The following is an 18,505-nucleotide window of genomic DNA, read 5'->3' as shown; positions in this document are numbered from 1 at the left end:
TGTTCGATCAGAGAAAATTGTGCTGGCGTGATCTCCATGCTCAATAGTTTAATCGCTCGGGCCATTAGTGTTAACAGGCCCTAGTGAACGTGCATGGGCAGCCAGCTCCACTGCAGCCGCCGTATATCGAACCGCGAGAGCGCGCGCTTGCAGATCAAGTGACCGGCGTGCCAATGAATCGGGCGATCGTAGCGATCGCCCTTTGCTCCTCTCACTAAACGCCTAGAGCGTGTTATGAACTTTTGGGTCGATGCAGCTATCGTAGCTGGATGCATAGCAGGCGCCCGTATCCAACCGACGTTTCCGACGAGGAGTAGGCGTTCGCCGCACCCTACAAGCGATTGCCAGAAACCCTGGCTGGCCTGCGTTTCGTCGTTTTCACGGTCTTCATGCTCAGCAACGCGGCCACCGTTTTTCAAGGTTCATAACACGCTCTAACCAAGCGAACGCTACCGGCGTCTGCCGCCCCTCAAATTCCTAAGATTTTCCTTTGTGTCCGCCTCGAAGTTGTCTTGAATGGACTTGGGGATGCTCGTTTTCCCCAGGGGCACCCCGCCCGCGCTCTCCAGATTCTCGCGGATTTCACCGTTTTTTCTCTGCTTGTCTAATCGCATCTCTTCATAATGCAAGCCTGCCAACACGGGCATTTTGAGTATTTCCACAGATTTACTGATGCTACTGCCGATCAAATAACCTTTGGCCACATCACTCGGCTTCTCTCGCTTAGCCCGCTTGGTGTTTCCTTTGGCTGCACCCTTGGTCGTTCCTTCGGTCACGCCTTCAGTTGCGCCCTTTGTTGCGCCTTTGGTCGCGCCCTCGCTTGCCGCCTTGGCTGCGCCCTCGGCGACCCCCTTGGCCACCCCCTTGGCTGCGAGTCTGGCCGTGGGTCCACCGACGGCACCCACCACCGCCCCGGCCATGTTGATGCCGGCGAGTTTCCATGCCAGCTTCATGTCGCCGCCTTGCAGTGCAGTGTCGAGAACCTGTGCCGCCTGTGCTTCGCTCTCCAATGCCAGCGCTCCTGCATCGGCAATCTCGCCGATGATGGGGATGCCGTTCAGTGCACTGAGTCCTACCGAGGCCCAGTCCAATATCTTGCTGTCCCACTTGAGGAACTCATGCAATCCCTTGCCGAAGGTGCCGATGTCCTTTTTCTTCTGCTTGATCTCGGGTTGATCGGCCTTGCCCATCAACATGTCGTCGACAGCCTTCTTCTGGTCGGGCGATGTGGCCTCGTGCGTGGGCGATTTCTCCACGGCCTTGTTGGCGGCCGTCATATGATCGTAGAACTGCTGAAAATCCTTGTTGCTGATCTTGCCTGAGTCGACGACATGGCCACCGCCGAAGAAGCTGTGGGGTTTCTTGTAGCCAGTGATCGAATTGTTCAACAAGCCGAACAGCAGCGGGTCGCCCAACAACTGTTTGGCGGCGTCGCGCACGGCGGGGTCGGCTTTATCGTCCTTGACGATCGTGTCGAGCTTGTCGCGGGTTACCTCTTTGCCGTCGCCGAAGAAGGCATCCTGGTGGCTGTTGATGGTGTCGAGCGTTTTCAGTTCGGGCGTGGTCAGGTGCATCTGCGCTGCGGATTTCTGCAGAAAATCCGGCGTACTCATCGAACCCGCATCTCCCGCCAGCGCCTTCCACTGGTCGGGATGCTCACGAAAGTACTGCGCGGCGGCGATGACCTGCGGCGGGCACTTCTTGGTCTTGCTGTCGCCTTCGACCAGGTGCTTGAAGGCGTCCTGGTTCAGATCCTTCGGCAGATAGTCCGAGTAGCGATAGAACTCGCGCATCGCATCGCTTTCGGTCATGACCGTTGGCTGGGTCTTGTCCGGGCTGTCGGACGCCACATAGTTCTGCGTATAGCCCTTGGCTTGCTTGGTGGCGTATTCCGCGACCTGCGCGTGACCGGCCGAGAACTTGCTGAGATCGCCGGCGGTGATCTTGCCGCCGCACTTGCCATCGCCCTGCGAGCCAATGGCAAAGAACAACCGCGGATCTTTCTGCAGTTCGGTCAATGCCTTCTTGAGATCCGGCGGTGTCGCCGGATCGTTGATCTTCGCATCGAGATCGGCCCACGCGACAGGCAATTGGTCCTTGTGGCGATCGAGCGTGGTGACGATTTCCAATTCGTTCTGGGTGAGCGTCCCGTCTTTCCAGGTGACCGACGAGCCGTCCACCGCAGGTGGCAGGTCGCTGCCCTTCATTTTTTCGGGATTGTAGGTCGCGTTCTTCCCGCCCAGCGCCGTCACCTGCGGATGGCGGTCGGCAAAGTCGTAGAGATTGTCCGCGATGATCGTGCCGTTGCACTTGCCCTGGTCGTCGCCGTGGTGCTTGCCATGGCCCTGAGATGCCATGGCGAAGAATAGGCCAGGATCCTGTTGCAGACCTTGCAGCGCTTTTTTCAGGTCGGGCGGAGTGGCTGGATCGTTGATCTTTTCATCGAGCTTGCCGAACTCGATCGGCGTCATGTCGCGATGCTGATTGAGCGTGGAGACGATCTCAAGCTGGGACTGCGTGAGCGTGCCACCGTCCCATGTCACCGATGAACCTTCTGCCGCCGGCGGCGGAGTCGATCCCTTCAACTTTTCGGGGTTGTAGGTCGCGTTCTTCCCGCCCAGCTCACTCACCTGCGGATGGCGGTCGGCAAAGTCGTAGAGGTTGTCTGCGATGAGTTTGCCGTTGCACTTGCCCTGGTCGTCGCCGTGGTTCTTGCCGTGGCCCTGCGATGCCATCGCGAAGAACAGCCCAGGATCCTGTTGCAGGCCTTGTAGCGCTTTTTTCAGGTCCGGCGGAGTGGATGGATCGTTGATCTTTTCGTCGAGCTTGGCGAACTCGATCGGCATCTTGTCGCGATGCTGATTGAGCGTAGAGACGATCTGAAGCTGCGACTGCGTGAGCGTGCCGCCGTCCCAGGTCACCGATGACCCCGGCATGGCGGGTGGCGCGGTGGCGCCCTTGATGTCCTTGGGGTCGAACGGGGTCGGCAGCGTCGGCCAGGACGTGCGTTTCTCGATCGGCTGGTTGGCTTGAATGTCGTCCGCTGAAGGCGTTGCCAACCCCGGAATGTCGCTGCCTGGCTCACTGGTTGGCGTGTTGCCGTAAACGGCGGCAATCAAGTTGTAAATCTGCTGCAAGAACAGGTTGTCCATCGCCAGCAACAGATCGGAGTCATTCATGGCCGAATCGGATCCGGTCGCCTCCGGCGACGACGTGTCATCCGTGAGAGGTAGAAACAGACCGGTGGCACTCCCGGTCGAAAGCGTGTTGAGCGACATGTGCGGCCTCGCAATGGCAGAGCAGTGACGGAGCGGCTGCATATGAGTACATGCTCATACGGTCACACTGGCATGTCTCATGCGGCGAACACGAATATTGCCATTCCCGCCAAGGGATGCATGCGCCAATGAACTATTTTGGCGAAAAAAGCGCAAGAAGTAAGTGCACGAGACCGATACCCTACCCAACATCAGCTTAGGGATGGTCTGATCAACGCTACCCGAGGACGGGAAGTTGTCCGCAGCAAGATCCTCTACCCATCGATGTCGTTTGAACTTCGAAGATCCAGACCGGGCACCAGAGCCTCGCTAGGCGCTCGTCACACAGCACGGCATCGGGCATGCACCTCCCACGGGCCTGTGCCGCCCGCCCCGGGACTGCTCTACCTGCGGTCGCCTTCTACCGGCAGGCATGTGCCTGCCAAAGCGCGTGAGGTGACACGGCCCGCCGGACTGCACGTAACGGAGACGGGCACCCTGCGTGCGAGGCCGCTCCCGGCCGAACTGAAACCGGGCTGTGGTGCGGTGGTGCCCTGGTCCGCATCGCCTGCAAGAGGGTCCCAGGGATGTTGCTCGCTGGCTATCGTTGGCAGGAGCGGCATCGCGGCCTGGGATGGCCGGGCCGAGAACCTAAGCAAATTCGAGTTCGCGGCCCAAATAGCTGTTTGTCGGGGTGGTGCGCGCCTTCGCTGTAGTCGTTGCGAAAACTGATGCGTACGGCGCTGCCCTGCCCGTCCATCACAACCCCTTGGCTGCCTGCGCAACCGCGCGGAACAGTGCGCGGCCCTTGTTCATCGTCTCCTGCCATTCCAGGTCGGGATCGGAGTCGTAGACCACGCCGCCGCCGGCCTGCACGTACAGGTAGCCGTCCTGGATGACCGCCGTGCGGATCGCGATTGCGGTGTCGGCATCGCCGTGCCAGCCGATGTAACCGACTGCGCCGGAATACACGTTGCGTTTGACCGGCTCCAGCTCGCGGATGATTTCCAGCGCGCGGATTTTCGGTGCGCCGCTGACGGTGCCGGCCGGGAACGTGGCACGCAGCACGTCGCTGTAATTCAGGCCGGCCTTGAGCGTACCGGTCACTTCGCTGACGATGTGCATGACATGGCTGTAGCGTTCGATCACGAACTGCTCGCCGACTTTTACCGAGCCCGGTTCGGCAACGCGACCGACGTCGTTGCGCCCCAGATCGATCAGCATCACGTGCTCGGCGCGCTCCTTCGGATCGGCCAGCAGTTCGGCTTCCAGCGCCTTGTCCAGCTCGGGTGTGGCACCACGCGGACGTGTGCCGGCGATCGGCCGCACGGTGACCACGCCATCGCGCAGGCGCGCCAGGATTTCCGGCGAAGAGCCGACGACTTGCGTGCCGCCGACATCGAGAAAATACATGTAAGGCGATGGATTGAGCGCGCGCAAGGCGCGATACACATCCACCGGGCGCGCACGGAACGGCACACGCAACCGCTGCGACGGCACCACCTGAAAAATATCGCCGGCGCGCACGTATTCCTGCGCCTTGCGCACCACCGCGTGATACTCCTCGCGGGTAAACGAGGAACGGAAATCCGACTCGTCGATCGCATCGGAAATCTGCGCCTGCGGATACCCTGCCCCGCCCTGGCGCAAGCGATGCGCCAACTCGTCCAGGCGCCGATTGGCGCGCACATAGGCCTGCGGCTGGCGCGGGTCGGCATGCACGATCAGGTACAGGCGGCCCTTGAGATTGTCGAACACCGCCAGCTCTTCGGAGAGCATCAGCAGGATGTCGGGCGTACCGAGTTCGTCGGGCTTGTCGCCGCCACCCAGGTGCGGTTCGATGTACTGGATGCACTCGAAGCCGAACCAGCCGACCAGCCCGCCGGTGAAGCCGGGCAGGCCGTCGAGCTGCGGCACCGAATGCTCGGCGCGCAAGGCATCGACCTCGGCGAGTGGGTCGGCAACCTCGCGGGTTTCCAGCACTTCGCCGTGCTCGCTGATTTCCAGCGTATGCCCGCGGAAGCTGTACACGCGCCGCGCGGGCAGGCCGATGATGGAATAGCGCCCGAAGCGTTCACCGCCTTCGACCGATTCGAACAGATAGGTGTAGGCGCCGTCGGCGAGCTTCAGATAGACCGAGAGTGGCGTGTCCAGATCGGACAGCACTTCGCGGACAACGGGAATACGGGTGTGACCTTCAGCGGCCTGGCGCTGGAACTGCTCTGCGGTGATCAAGACGACTTTCCTTCCGGGACTCTGTGGCGGGGCGGACGACGGCAACGGGCCACCATCGCCACCAGCGGCGAGCGGAAGAGAAGGAGCGTGAAGTCGTCAGGCGGGACACATGGGTACTGTAGCGCAACTGCTGGTCTAGGGCAGCAGGTGCGGTGCCGAAGATGTGCGAATTGCGAAGGTGGGTTGGGGCGTGTGTTGTTGGGTGTGGCTTTTCAAGCTGAGCGACATCCGGGCCGGATGGCGCGTGTTTGTCGTTGATGGGTGTATTGGGCTGTGGGCTGTCTGCGACGACTTGCTGTTGGCCAATGTCAGGGCGAGATGCCTGGTAGCGGCATGTGTGTCGGCACAGGGACCCTCACCCCAACCCCTCTCCCGGAGGGAGAGGGGCTTACAGCGGTGCGATGGCGGTTGCTTCGCTTGAGCCGCAGTTGCTTCGCTTGAATCCCGATTCCCTATTCCCAGCTTCAAGCGCTCCGCAGCGGGCACTCCACCGGCAAATGCATGCGCAAGCGCGCCGGCACGCATTCGATGCGGAAATGCTGCGAGGTCTCAGGTTCGCCGTCCAGATTCAAGGTCAGGGGTTGGTGCGAGACCATCTCCAGCCAGGGCAGCCGGGCGCGCACGGCAACGCGTTCCAGCGCAGCCTGTTTGCCGCCGGTGACCAGGGTGCCAAGGGTGGCGGCCACTTCGCCGTTGAGCGCGGGCACGATGGTGACGTCGAGCAGGCCGTCGTCGATCAAGGCTTCGGGGCACAGCGCCTGGCCGCCACCGGCCTGGCGCCCGTTGCCCAGGCCGAGTGCGATGAACTCGCCCTCCCAGCTGAAATCCGGGCCACTGAAGCGGGCGCTGATCGGGTCGATCCGCCCCAACCGCGACATGCCGGTGATCAAATAGGCCAGGCCGCCGAGCATCTTCTTCAAACCCTCGTCGGTTTCCACGGTGACCTGGGTACCGAAGCCGCCACTGGCGACGTTGGCGCACCAATGCGGGCCGTGCTCGGCGTCGATGCGCAGCAGGTCGATCGGTTGCGCCGGGCGTTCGGCGATCAGCGTCAACGCGTCGAGCGGCTCGAGCGGGATGTTGGCGGCGGTGGCGAAGTCGTTGGCGGTGCCCAGCGGCACCAGACCCAACGAGGGCAACGTGGCGGCATCGGTGTCGTGGTGGGCGAGTGCGGCGGCCACTTCGCTCAGGGTGCCATCGCCCCCGGCGGCGACCACGGTGTGTACGCCATCGGCGACGGCTTCGCCGACATAACGCTCGGCATCTCCCTCTTCCCAGGTGACCCGGACATCGAGCTGGATGCCGCGCTTGCGCAGCGTTCCCACCGCCTCACGCAGGTCCAGATTGTCGGTGGACTTGCCGTTGAGGATCAGACGCCAGTGGGACGGGGCCATGCGCGCTGCCAATGCTGTGGGAGTGATGCACGCAGGCTAGCAGCGGGCTGCTGCGTGCATCGTGAATACGCACTGCCACCGGGCTGTCATTGGCATGTCATCGATGACCCGGAGGATGGAAGTCCATAGCAGGGACGACGGGCGGGGGCAGGATCAGCCTCCAATTTTCTTGAAGGCCGCTCCAGTGGGAGCGGCCTTTTTTTATGCGCAGCTGGTGCGCGCCGCACTTGGCTCAAGCACCAGCGGCAAATGCCGCCAGGCGCTCGCCGTCGAGCCGGTACACCGTCCAGCCCTCCATCGGGCGCGCACCGACGGCCTGGTAGAACGCGATGGCCGGCGCGTTCCAGTCCAGCACCGACCACTCGAACCGCCCGCAGCCACGCTGCACGGCCAACTGGGCCAGATGCCGCAACAGCGCCAGGCCAGCGCCCTGCCCGCGCGCTTGCGGACGCACGAACAGGTCTTCCAGATACAGACCGTTGCGGCCGAGCCAGGTCGAGTAATTGAAGAAATACACCGCAAATCCCAGCGCCTGCCCGTCCTGCTCGCAAATCAACGCGTGCGCGGTGGCGCCGTCGCCGAACAGGCTGGCGCGCAACGCGTCCGGGCTGGCCTTGACCGCGTCGGGCTCGCGTTCGTAGACCGCCAGTGCGGTGACCAGTTCGTGCAGCAGCGGCGTGTCATCGGGCATGGCGCTGCGGATCTGCAGCGGGGCATGGCTCATCGCACCGCATCCACCGCCGCACGCATCTGCGCAATCACCTGCGCATAGTCGGGGGCATTGAAGATCGCCGAGCCGGCCACGAAGGTATCGGCACCGGCGGCGGCGATCGCACCGATGTTGTCGGCCTTGACCCCGCCATCGATCTCCAGCCGGATCGGCTTGCCGAGCGCATCGATCTTGGTGCGGATCGCGCGCAGCTTGTCCAACGCCGAGGGAATGAAAGCCTGCCCGCCGAAGCCGGGGTTGACCGACATCACCAGCACCAGATCCAGCTCCGGCAGCACCCAGTCCAGAATGTCCACCGGCGTGGCCGGATTGAGCACCAGCCCGGCCTGGCAGCCGTGCGATTTGATCAGCTGGATCGTGCGGTGCACGTGGCGGCTGGCCTCCGGATGAAAGCTGATGGTGGTGGCGCCGGCATCGGCGAAATCCGGCACGATGCGGTCCACCGGCTCGACCATCAGATGCACGTCGATCGGCGCGGTGATGCCGTGCTTGCGCAGCGCCTGGCACACCATCGGGCCGATGGTGAGGTTGGGCACATAGTGGTTGTCCATCACATCGAAGTGCACCCAGTCGGCGCCGGCCTTCAGGACGTTGTTCACCTCTTCGCCAAGACGGGCGAAATCGGCGGACAGGATGGACGGGGCGATCGCCGTCGGTTGCATGGGCAGCTCGGAAGGTAACGGAGCGCACATTCTCGCAACCGGGATCGCAGGATGAAAGCATTCTGCATCCGTGCGCCGCTATCGTGCGTACACACTGCACTGGCGCGCTGCGCCCGATTAAGGAGAACGCATGAAAACCACCCCGCTCGCTTCTGCCGCCATCGTTCTGTTGGCACTCGCCCCGTCCGCCTGGGCACAAACCGGCCCGGCCGACTGGTCCGGCTTCTCCATTGGCGCCAATGTCGGCGGCGCCGACGTCAGTGGCGTCTCCGGCGGCCGCTTCGGCTTCGACACCAATCTGGACGGCCGCGATGGCGACCAGGTCAGCACCGCCACCGGTGCCGATGCGTTCTCGCCCGGGTTCTGCGGTGGCGCCGCCGCCGGCCGCACCCCGGCCAGTGGCTGCAGCAAGGACAAGGGCGGTGCCGAATATGGCGCGCGTCTCGGTTACGACTGGCAGGCCGGCAACTGGGTCTACGGCGTGGTGGCCGAGTACACCCGCAACGACCTGCGCGACAGCGTCAGCGCCTTCAGCACCACCCCGGCGTTCTACACCTTCACCCGCCAGCTCAACCGCACCGCCGCCCTGCGTGGCCGGATCGGGTATGCCTTTGGCGAGCAGGGCGATTTTCTGGCCTATTTCACCGCCGGCGTGGCACGCGGCGAGTTCGACCACAGCTTCTCCAGCAGCAACACCGCCAACAGCTTCACCAGCAGCGGTGGCGACAGCGCCGACGGCTATCAGGCCGGTGTTGGCCTGCAGCGCCGGTTGAGCGACAACGTCTCGGTGGGCGTGGAATACCTGTTCACCCGCCTGGAGGACGAAGACACCCGCGTGCGCGTCGGGCCGGGCACCGCACCGGCGACCAACCCGTTCCTGCGCGTCAATCCGGCCGGTACCGATCTGCGCCGTACCGACACCGATTTCTCGGCCAATGCAGTGCGGCTGACGGCGACGTATCGTTTCTGAGTCTTGTGTATGTGAGTGACCACGACGCCTGGCCTCAATGGTCAGGCGTTTTTTATTGTGTTGGCGCCGGCTTCGATTCCTGAGCAGGGCGCAGCACCGCCTGGCGCCGAGACCAGATGCGAGGCGTTCGATCAGCGTTTGCGCAGCCGCTGGATGCGATCGTAGGCGGCGTTGATCTGGCTGGCCTTTTTTTCGGCCTGACTGCGTGCCTCCGGGCCGGCATTGGCCACCTTGTCGGGGTGGTAGCGCGACATCAGCCGGCGATAGGCCAGGTCGATCTCGGCAGTGGTGGCGTCTGGCTCCAGCCCGAGCGCTTCATACGGATTTTCCGCACGACGCTTGAACCAACCGGCGTCCACTGCGTGGCCGATCGCCAGGCCGATCATCAGCCCCACCACCGGTGCCCCGCGAAACAGCAAGGCGCCGGCCAGTGCACCGAGCAGTTTTCCGTACCAGGACATGGGCGATCGGGGGCGGGGAGGCGGGTTGGCGATAGTACCCGAACGCCCGACCGGCCTGGCTGACACGGCCTGCACGCGGCCGCGCGGATGCCTCCAATAAATCCAGCGGCGCGCACCGAAGCGCCGTACACTACGCGGCCCGCTGCCCACCCGCGGGCCCGCCGGGTCCCGGGGACAGCGTCATTGCGACGTCCTTAGGAGTGCCTGTGTCGACCACGCTGTTGCGATCCGATCTGCCCGGCCTGCCGTTGCGTCACCGTGGCAAGGTCCGCGATGTCTTCGACATTCCCCGCGAGCGCCTGCCCGCCGATGCGCCCCCGGGCGACTATCTGCTGATGGTGGCCACCGACCGTCTGTCCGCGTTCGACGTGGTGCTGCCCGACCCGATCCCCGGCAAGGGCGAGATGCTGTGCCAGGTCTCCAACTTCTGGTTCCACAAGACCGACCATCTGATGCCCAACCATCTGGTCGATATCCGCGTGGAGCAGGTGCTGCCCGACGGTGTGGACCCGGCGCTGTACGCCAAGCGCGCAGTGGTCACCCGCAAGCTCAAGCCGGTGCCGGTGGAAGCGATCGCACGCGGCTACCTGATCGGCAGCGGCTGGAAGGATTACCAGCGCACCGGCAAGATCAGCGGCATCGAACTGCCCGACGGCCTGCGCCAGGCCGAGAAACTGCCCGAACCGATCTTTACCCCATCCACCAAGGCCGCCGTGGGCGACCATGACGAAAATATCGACTTCGATGCGATGGTCAAGACGGTGGGCGCAGAGCTTGCCGAGCGCGTGCGCGATGCCACCTTGCGCATTTACCGCTTCGCGGCCGATTTTGCCGCCGAACGCGGCATTCTGCTGGCCGACACCAAGTTCGAATTCGGCACCGATGCCGATGGCCGCCTGTACATCATGGACGAGATGCTGACCCCGGACTCCTCGCGCTACTGGCCGGCCGACCAATACGAACTCGGCACCAGCCCGCCCAGCTACGACAAGCAGTTCGTGCGCGATTATCTGGAAACCCTGGACTGGGGCAAGACCGCACCCGGCCCAAGCCTGCCGGCAGAGGTGATCGAGCGCACGCGTGCGAAATATGCCGAAGCATTGCAGCGGTTGGCGGGTATTTCGGTTGATTGATGTTTGAAGCCCCGGTTGCGGGGCTTTGAAGTTGCACCATTGCAGCGATGATCTGAGCGCCAAGCGAGTTACTTGGCGCACGCGTTTGGAATTCTGAAAGCGACAGCTGGCAATTCGGCCATCACGCGCCAGCGTGTGTAATGGTCAGCGATGCAGAAGCAGATAGCCTATTGCCAACAGGCACGCTGCAATGGCGCACTTTATTGTTCAACGAGGTCGCGATGGCTCCGTCACGTTTCTCTCTGTGCAGTTTTCCCATGTTCCGCAGCGCGTTGCTGCCGGGGCTGCTGCTTGCATTAAGCGCATGTATTGCGGGCGAGTCCGTGCCCCCCGCCGCGACGACGACCACATCGACAGCACCGACGGCTCCTGCACAGAGTCCTGTCGGTGACCAACTCGCAGCATTGATACAGGCAAGTGGCGTGAAGTGCACCGACGCAACGACCGCAAAAGGCTGCACGGCTGGCAACGTGGAGACAGGCGACTTTTACGACGTGGAGCTTTCGCCTGTCTGTGGCGACGACGGATTTTTTGCCGGCGTAGCGCAGGCACAGGGTGTGGACGCACTCCGTGCCGTACCGACAACCGGCAGCAATGCGGCCGCCAACGCCAATCTGGCGCAGGGCCAACTTGTCTGCATACAAGGCATTGGCCGCGCAGGGCAGAATCCTCTTTACTATTATGTCGTCGCGATCCCCGCAAGCAGTGTCGCAAAATGCAAGGACAATGCGTTATGCGAGCAGTATGGCGACAGGCCGATCAAACGCTTGGTGCCTGCCGCCGGTGATGCCTGCCATGCAGCCGCACCAGGCCAGTATGTTGGCGATTGCGTGCAGGGGTGGGTGAGTGCGAATGCACTCGATGTGTTTTCAAACGGAATCTAGTTGCTGGCAATTAAACTCGGCAAACTCACGACTTTAATTACTGCCGCTTAGTTATTATCGATGGCCGTTTTGAAACACGCTTGCGTCCGAGGGCAACACGACGAACAGCGAAATGACCAAGCGCACTTCTTCAAGGGTTTCGGGACGACGGTCAGGCGAGCAGATAGCCAGGCCGATTGAGTTGCCTGGTGCCCGCCAGCTCGTGCAAACGATGAAGCCGCAAGCCTTCACATATCTGCAAGCAGCACACGGATAAAATCGCGCCCGCGCTCTAGCTGCCCCCGATACGATCAGGAGGATCCGTTGGCCCTTTCCCGAATTTCCCTGCATGCCCTGGCACTGAGCCTGGCGCTTGCTGCCTGCACTCAACAAGCGGGTCCAACTACCGTTGCGACGCCTGCAGCACCTGCAGCCTCAACGCCCGCCGCCGCGCCGACGACGCCCGCCCCGGCGACAAGCTGTCCCGATGCCGACTTCCCCGCCTTTCTGAAACGCTTCAGTGCAGACATTGCAGTGCAGGAAAAGGCTACGGCCGATCCGCTGACGATGATCCAGCTCGATCCGGACGCGCAGCCCGAGCCTGCGCCGGTGACGCGCACGGTTCCGCTGGCCAAGGTCGAGTGGCCGGTGATCCCCAACCTGGAGGCGGCCCGCAACGGCGGCCGCGAGTTCACGATCTCCGAGGAGGCTGAAGGCCGCCAGGTGCTGGTCCGCACACCGGACACCGGCGACCAGCAGGTCTACCACTTCGCCCAGCAGCCCTGCTGGACGCTGGTGAAGGTGGACGACCAGTCGTTATGAAGCAATGGGCCACCGGAAGCGTTTTCCTGCAGGCGTAGATAACTGGCCCTGTCACTTTTATCTCCAAGGAAGCGAACTGATGCGACGCTTTATCTCCACCCTGCCCGCCCTCGGTTTGACACTCTTGCTTGCCGCATGCGGTGATAAGCAGGGCGTCGCAGATAACACGGCCAGCGCACCGGTCGCACCAACGTCCAACGCCGATTCCCCCGCTTCGATGGAAGCGGCTAAACAGGGACAGAATGACATGATCAAGGAATGCTCTGGCGCGCGTCTGCACCTGACCGCGCTACCGTCCAAAAGCGGTGATTCACCCAAAACGCACGTGGAAATAGAGCGCGATGGCGAGCGCCAGGAATTGGCACCGCCCGCAGAGATGGTGGACTACACGGCGGTCGGGCTGGGCTGCGCCGAAGACGGAAAGGGAACCAATTACTTCGTCATCCAGTATGGCGAGCTTCCCTATGGTTGCGAGTTCTGCGAGTGGTTCTTCCTCTATGACGCAAAGGGTCAGTTGTTGAATCACGCGGCACCACCGCTTCGCGAGCAGGACGGTCAGCAGAGCCCGAATAACGACGAATACGAACACAAGCTCGAAGAGTTGGGACTAAAGCACCCGGAACTGGTGCCTTTCCAGCCCTGAGCAAAGGATGCTCATGCACTGCTAATGGCCGTACATGGCGAACGCAGTACGCAGTACATGGAGCAGCACCCGTTACAAGGAAGAATCTGTCTCATAGAAAGGAACGCACGATATGACCGACAACACGATCTATACCGAAATGCTTCAGCCACGGGGCGCTGCGTACAGCAGCGACCGGATCAAACCGTGGAGCCATTATCGCGAGCCCATCGACAGCGCAGATGGCCGACTGCACGGCGAATCGCGTCGCTGGGGCGATGCCAGTCCACAGACCCAATCGCGGGTGATCGATAGCCTCATCAATGCCTCGCAGGATGCCGGGCTTTCATCGCGTGAGACCGCTTATGTTCTAGCCATCGCCCGGGTCGAATCGGGCTTCAATCCTGATGCAGCTGCGGGGACCACGTCTGCTTCGGGCCTGGGTCAATTTATTGATCGCACCGGTGCACATTATGGCGTCACCACGGCCAACCGCTTCGATGTGCAGACGCAGTCGCAGGCATTGGTGCAACATTTCATCGACAACCGCGATCTCGCGCGTAGCCGCGGCCAGGACGAGGATTACATTTACAAGTATCACCACGATGGTCCCAGCAAAGATTATGGTGGCCTTGCTCTATCCCGGCGCGAAATCGCCCCTCACCTGGACAATTACACCCAGTTCGTAGATCAGCGCCTCGCCCAGACGCAGGGAAACGCAGTGGATCGCTCGGCGCCAGCGGCGCACCCAGCCGAACCCAGCCATGCTACTCGCAGTAACTTCCAGCAGACGATGGAGCGCATGCTTCCAGGCCAAGGCAGTACCGATCCGCATATCACTGGTCATTACGGCGAGCACCGCGGCAGCCGTGGTCCGCACGGCGGTACGGACTTTAATTACGAGGGCGGCCAGGCAGGTCGCAATCTGCAGCATCCGACGGTGCATTCGCCGGTCTCGGGAACCGTCACGTTCGCCGGTGGCAACTACGGCACAGTCAAGATTCGCGATGCACAGGGCAACTCGCACGAGATCCTGCATCTGGAAGGGCTGAAGGTCAAAGAAGGCCAGGCGCTGTCTGCCGGCGATGCCATCGGCACGATGGGGGGACGCGGCCCGAACGGTGTCAACCAGTACGCACAGCATGTGCATTACCAACTGCGCGATGCCAACGGCAAGCTGACCAGTCCGGAGACGTTCTGGAATCAAGGCCATCATCAGGAATCAGGCGCTCGTCAGGCTCAAGCATCGACACACGCTGGCAACGGCACGCTGCGTCAGGGCGACCACAATCCCGATGTCGGCAAGATGCAGCAGGACCTCAACCGGCTTGGCGTGCGCGATGCGCAGGGCAACCGGCTTGCCGAAGATGGTCGTTTTGGCGACAACACGCGTGAGGCGGTAGTGGCGTTCCAGAAGCAGCATGGGCTGCAGCCCGATGGCGTGGTGGGCCGCCAGACGCAGGCCGCCTTGTCTGCATTGCCGGCGCAGACGCAGCCGCATGCAGGCCAGACGCAGCAGGCCGCGCCGAAGGGTCCATCGTTGAACGATGCCTCGCATCCGGACCATGCGCTGCATACGGCGATTCGCGGCAGGCTGCCAAGCATGATCTCCAACGAGACGGCGGCCCATGTCACCTTGCAGGCCAAGCAGAATGGCATCGATTCTGCCGACAAACTGCAAGACGTGACGGTGCAGAACGGTAAGGCGTTCGTGATGGGGACGACGCCGGGCTTCCGTGCGGCGGTGGATCTGAATCAGCCCGCTCCCACGCTCGAGCAGACCAGTGCGCAGTTGCTGGCCGGCCAGACGCAGCAGCAGACGCAGGACGAGCAGCACAAGGTCGCGATCGGCGGCCGCTGACGTTCGGCAGTGCATCGAGAAAAGCCGGCCAGTTTTCTGGCCGGCTTTTTTTGTGCGCGCGTGTTGATCGAGATGGCCGCTTCGCTCTCGAATACGGAGCTGCAATCGCATACCACTGCACGCCCCCTTGGCGTATCGCAGGTCGTTGGATGGCGGCATGTTCTTGTTGAGGCAGCGAAGAGATGACGCGCCTGCAGCGCAATGGGCGCCGATCGTGCAGCGCATGTTGCATCTGTCTGCGATGCGCTCCACAACGCAAAGTGGCGCGGCGCACAGAACGCAACACAACTGTAATTTTTACTACTGCGCTCTCACGGACTGTGCAAGGTTGGCTGCCGGCACCCTGCTGCCATTCGCGATCGGCTGATGCGCGTCGCCGCCGATCTTTGCATTGCACGTTTCTTGGGAGAGAGTCGTCATGCAATTCCATGTGTTGGGCGCAGCGATCTGCTGCGCGCTATCGTTGTCTGCTGTCGCCAGTGCTGCGGATCTTTCCGCCGATGCCGCGGTGGCGCGCGCGCAATCGTTGTTGGGCAAAAACGCTGCGGCGTTGGCCAATCGTGCAACCGCCGATGCGTTTGTCGCGCGCGACAGCATTGTCGATGCCGATGGCACCGAGCATGTGCGCTTCGATCGCACCTATCAGGGCTTGCCGGTCATCGGCGGCGATGTGGTGGTGCATTCGCGGCGCGGGGTGATGCGACAGTTGAGCCAGACCATGGACACCAACGTGCGCCCGGCCATCGTGCCGGGCATCGATGCCGACACTGCGGTGCGTGCGGCCGGTGCACAGTTCGATGTGGCACCCGACGCCGCGCCACGCGCAAATCTGGCGCTGTATGCGCGCCAAGGCGCACCGCGGCTGGTCTACGAAGTGATCTACAGCGGCATCAAGCCCGACCAGACGCCCACCGAGATGCATTACATCGTCGATGCGGTCAATCAACGCATTCTCGAATCCTGGGATACGGTGCACACCGTGTGCAGTGGCGGCACCAGCGCGACCGGCACCGGGCGTTCGCTGTATGCAGGCAACGTTGGATTATCGACAACGCGTTGCAGCAGCGGTTACGAGCTGACCGATCTGAGCCGCGGTAGCGGTGCCACTTACAACATGCGCAACAGCACCTCCGGCAACGGCACCCTGGTCACCGATGCCGACAACGCCTGGGGCAGCGGCGCCAACAGCGATACGGTGACGGCAGCGGTGGATGCGCATTACGGCGTGGCCTTGACCTGGGACTACTACCGCACCACGCATGCGCGCAGCGGCATCGCCAACGATGGCGCGGGTGCGCGCAGCCGTGTGCATTACGGTAGCCGTTACAACAACGCGTTCTGGCAGGACAGCTGCTTCTGCATGACCTTCGGCGATGGCGACGGCAGCACATTCACGCCGCTGGTCTCGGTGGATGTGGCCGGCCACGAGATGACCCATGGCGTGACCAGTCGCACCGCACGGTTGGTGTACTCGGGCGAGTCCGGCGGTTTGAACGAAGCCACTTCCGACATCATGGGCGCGATGGTGGAGTACTCCGCCAACAACAGCGCGCAGCCGGGCAATTATCTGATCGGCGAAAGATCGTCCCCGGCAACAGCAGCGGCACGCTGGCGTTGCGCTACATGTTCAAGCCGAGCCTGGATGGCGATTCGCCGGATTGCTACAGCAGCAGCCTGGGATCGCTCAACGTGCACTACAGCTCGGGGGTGGCCAACCATTTCTACTATCTGCTGGCCGAAGGCGCGGTGGTGCCGAGCGGCTTTGGTGCGGGCACCAGCTGGAACGTGACGCCGGCCGGGTTGGTGTGCAACGGCAATACGGCGTTGACGTCGATTGGCCGGGCCGCAGCCAGCCGTATCTGGTACCGCGCGTTGACGGTCTACATGACCTCTTCGACCAACTACGCGGCCGCACGCAGGGCCAGGTGGAGCGCGGTGTCGGTCAACTGATGCATGCCGGCCCTTGCCACGCGACCGGCGCGTGGCAAGGCGCCTGGCTGCCATCACGCCATCCGCGCGCGTATGCTTGGGTCATTCCTGGGAGGGAACATGACCGAACGCACCACGACCGCGCGACCGATCGACCGCTATTTCGCCAGCTACTCCGACGATCATCAAAACGCCACCAACCAGCAGATCCACGTGCTGGCGGTGCCGGCGATCCTGTGGTCGGTGGTGGCCTTGCTGTGGTGCATCCCGGTGGGCGGCACCTGGTTCAGCAGCGGGGTGTGGGCGGCGCTGTCGATGTTTGCGGTGTGGTCGTATTACAACCGGCTGTCGCGCCCGCTGGGGCTGGGCATGCTGGGCATCTTCTTCTTCTTCGGCTGTCTGTGCCGCTTGATCGAGAGCAAGCTCGGGCTGGCCGGCGTGTTCACGTCGGGCGTGGCGGTGTTTGTGCTGGCCTGGATCGCGCAGTTCGTGGGCCACAAGATCGAAGGCCGCAAGCCGAGCTTTCTGACCGATCTGACCTATCTGCTGATCGGGCCGATCTGGGTGCTGGCCAAGTTGTATCGCCAGCTGGGTTGGCGCTACTAGCTCGACGCACTAACCTCACTCGCGAACACCGAGTTCTTCCGGCAGCGGACGAAACGCACGCGGCGCATAACCGAAATCGCGACGCGCCGGTTCCAGATCGAACACCAGGTCATCGCACATGCGCTGCAACGCCGCTGCATTCATGCCACGCAGGTGGCCCAGGCGTTGCGCAGCGCTCAGCGCCAACCCGAACAGCGTCGGCGGCACCTGATACAACCGCGCCGGTCGTGGCAACGCAGCCAGCACGCGCTCCACCATCTGCATGTAGGCCAACACTTCGCCACCGCCCACCGCATAACTGCGTTGCTGCGTGGCCGGCTGGGTGGCCACCGCCAGCGCGGCGCTGGCCAGATCGTCCACATGCACCGGCTGACGTAAACCGGTGGCGTTGGCCGGCAACACGAACGCGCCGGTGCGCTGCGCCAGGCTGGCGATCTGGGTGAGCGTACGGTCGCGCCCGGCGCCATAGACCAACGTCGGGCGCAGCACCGTTGCGGTTGCGCCGCGCGCCTGCGCTGCAGAAAACAGCGCTTGTTCGGCGTTTGCCAGGCGCTGGGCGACATCGCGTTCGGCCGCATTGATCGAGTGCTCCTTGACCTCCAGGCTGGTCGAACCGAACGCCACAATGCGCGGGGCAACCACCGGGTTTTCGGCATACCAACGTGCGAAATGATCCAGCGGGCCGCAACTGAAGATCACCTCGAACGCTTCGCCTGCCGCTGCCGGCACGGCCAGATCGCCTTGCCGCCAGATCAACCCGGTACGCGCCGCACGCGGCTGCCGCGACCACGCCGTGACCTGCCAGCCACGGCTCAATAGCCGCGTCAGCAGGCGTTCGCCGATCTGCCCGCTCCCGCCGAACACCAGGGCGCGTGGCGCAGTTACAGCAGTGGACGGAGCGGGATTGGCAGCGGTCACAGGGCTCGGAAGCAGTCTTGGTGAGCCCAGCATAGCGAGTGC

At 63.0% G+C, this 18,505-nt stretch carries 14 protein-coding genes and 1 pseudogene; 8 read left to right on the top strand and 7 right to left on the bottom strand.

Annotation, left to right across the window (positions count from 1 at the left end; translation table 11 throughout):
* Window positions 1-449: 449 nt before the first annotated feature.
* From XcyCFBP4188_RS12360 to rpe, 5 genes are all read right to left on the bottom strand, one after another.
* A complete protein-coding gene (locus XcyCFBP4188_RS12360; RefSeq protein ID WP_006448478.1) occupies window positions 450-3,278 on the bottom strand; it encodes an HrpF/NolX family T3SS translocon protein in 2,829 nt (942 codons plus the stop codon).
* A 738-nt stretch (window positions 3,279-4,016) separates the two neighbouring features.
* Window positions 4,017-5,492: an anthranilate synthase component I gene (gene trpE / locus XcyCFBP4188_RS12355; protein ID WP_006448477.1), complete on the bottom strand. Its 1,476-nt coding sequence runs from the start codon at window positions 5,490-5,492 to the stop codon at window positions 4,017-4,019.
* A 464-nt stretch (window positions 5,493-5,956) separates the two neighbouring features.
* Complete coding sequence (gene yegS / locus XcyCFBP4188_RS12350; RefSeq protein WP_006448476.1) at window positions 5,957-6,886, bottom strand: lipid kinase YegS; 930 nt, start codon at window positions 6,884-6,886, stop codon at window positions 5,957-5,959.
* Between the two features lie 232 nt (window positions 6,887-7,118).
* Window positions 7,119-7,610, bottom strand: a complete 492-nt coding sequence (locus tag XcyCFBP4188_RS12345; protein ID WP_006448475.1) for a GNAT family N-acetyltransferase — start codon at window positions 7,608-7,610, stop codon at window positions 7,119-7,121.
* A complete protein-coding gene (gene rpe, locus XcyCFBP4188_RS12340) occupies window positions 7,607-8,278 on the bottom strand; it encodes a ribulose-phosphate 3-epimerase (RefSeq protein WP_006448474.1) in 672 nt (223 codons plus the stop codon). Before rpe ends, XcyCFBP4188_RS12345 begins: the two co-directional genes overlap by 4 nt.
* A gap of 130 nt (window positions 8,279-8,408) precedes the next feature.
* Between rpe and XcyCFBP4188_RS12335 the strand changes: the two genes are divergently transcribed.
* On the top strand, window positions 8,409-9,248 hold the full coding sequence (locus XcyCFBP4188_RS12335; RefSeq protein WP_006448473.1) for an outer membrane protein: 840 nt from the start codon (window positions 8,409-8,411) through the stop codon (window positions 9,246-9,248).
* Window positions 9,249-9,379: 131 nt separating this feature from the next.
* Here the strand turns inward: XcyCFBP4188_RS12335 and XcyCFBP4188_RS12330 are convergent, their stop codons facing one another.
* A complete protein-coding gene (locus XcyCFBP4188_RS12330; protein ID WP_006448472.1) occupies window positions 9,380-9,709 on the bottom strand; it encodes a J domain-containing protein in 330 nt (109 codons plus the stop codon).
* A gap of 206 nt (window positions 9,710-9,915) precedes the next feature.
* Here XcyCFBP4188_RS12330 and XcyCFBP4188_RS12325 point away from each other — a divergent pair, with 206 nt between their 5' ends.
* The 7 genes and pseudogenes from XcyCFBP4188_RS12325 to XcyCFBP4188_RS12295 all read left to right on the top strand — a co-directional run bounded on the left by XcyCFBP4188_RS12325 (window position 9,916) and on the right by XcyCFBP4188_RS12295 (window position 17,545).
* A complete protein-coding gene (locus XcyCFBP4188_RS12325) occupies window positions 9,916-10,842 on the top strand; it encodes a phosphoribosylaminoimidazolesuccinocarboxamide synthase (protein ID WP_006448471.1) in 927 nt (308 codons plus the stop codon).
* Between the two features lie 221 nt (window positions 10,843-11,063).
* Complete coding sequence (locus XcyCFBP4188_RS12320; protein ID WP_104592228.1) at window positions 11,064-11,726, top strand: hypothetical protein; 663 nt, start codon at window positions 11,064-11,066, stop codon at window positions 11,724-11,726.
* Window positions 11,727-12,029: 303 nt separating this feature from the next.
* Window positions 12,030-12,527, top strand: coding sequence for a hypothetical protein (locus tag XcyCFBP4188_RS12315; protein WP_104592221.1), 498 nt, complete (start codon window positions 12,030-12,032; stop codon window positions 12,525-12,527).
* Window positions 12,528-12,606: 79 nt separating this feature from the next.
* Window positions 12,607-13,170, top strand: a complete 564-nt coding sequence (locus tag XcyCFBP4188_RS12310; protein WP_104592220.1) for a hypothetical protein — start codon at window positions 12,607-12,609, stop codon at window positions 13,168-13,170.
* 112 nt (window positions 13,171-13,282) lie between these two features.
* Window positions 13,283-15,010: a peptidoglycan-binding protein gene (locus XcyCFBP4188_RS12305; protein WP_104592219.1), complete on the top strand. Its 1,728-nt coding sequence runs from the start codon at window positions 13,283-13,285 to the stop codon at window positions 15,008-15,010.
* A 418-nt stretch (window positions 15,011-15,428) separates the two neighbouring features.
* Window positions 15,429-16,951 (top strand): annotated as a pseudogene (locus XcyCFBP4188_RS12300) (M4 family metallopeptidase); the annotation flags it as partial.
* Window positions 16,952-17,059: 108 nt separating this feature from the next.
* Window positions 17,060-17,545, top strand: coding sequence for an Mpo1 family 2-hydroxy fatty acid dioxygenase (locus tag XcyCFBP4188_RS12295; protein WP_043907095.1), 486 nt, complete (start codon window positions 17,060-17,062; stop codon window positions 17,543-17,545).
* Window positions 17,546-17,560: 15 nt separating this feature from the next.
* Here the strand turns inward: XcyCFBP4188_RS12295 and XcyCFBP4188_RS12290 are convergent, their stop codons facing one another.
* Window positions 17,561-18,463: an NAD-dependent epimerase/dehydratase family protein gene (locus XcyCFBP4188_RS12290; protein ID WP_043907094.1), complete on the bottom strand. Its 903-nt coding sequence runs from the start codon at window positions 18,461-18,463 to the stop codon at window positions 17,561-17,563.
* Window positions 18,464-18,505 lie beyond the last annotated feature (42 nt).

It is taken from the genome of Xanthomonas hortorum pv. cynarae, assembly GCF_002939985.1.
Classification (GTDB): domain Bacteria; phylum Pseudomonadota; class Gammaproteobacteria; order Xanthomonadales; family Xanthomonadaceae; genus Xanthomonas; species Xanthomonas hortorum_D.
Note: the sequence above shows the minus strand (reverse complement) of the source record. Positions and strands in the feature narration are given on the sequence as shown.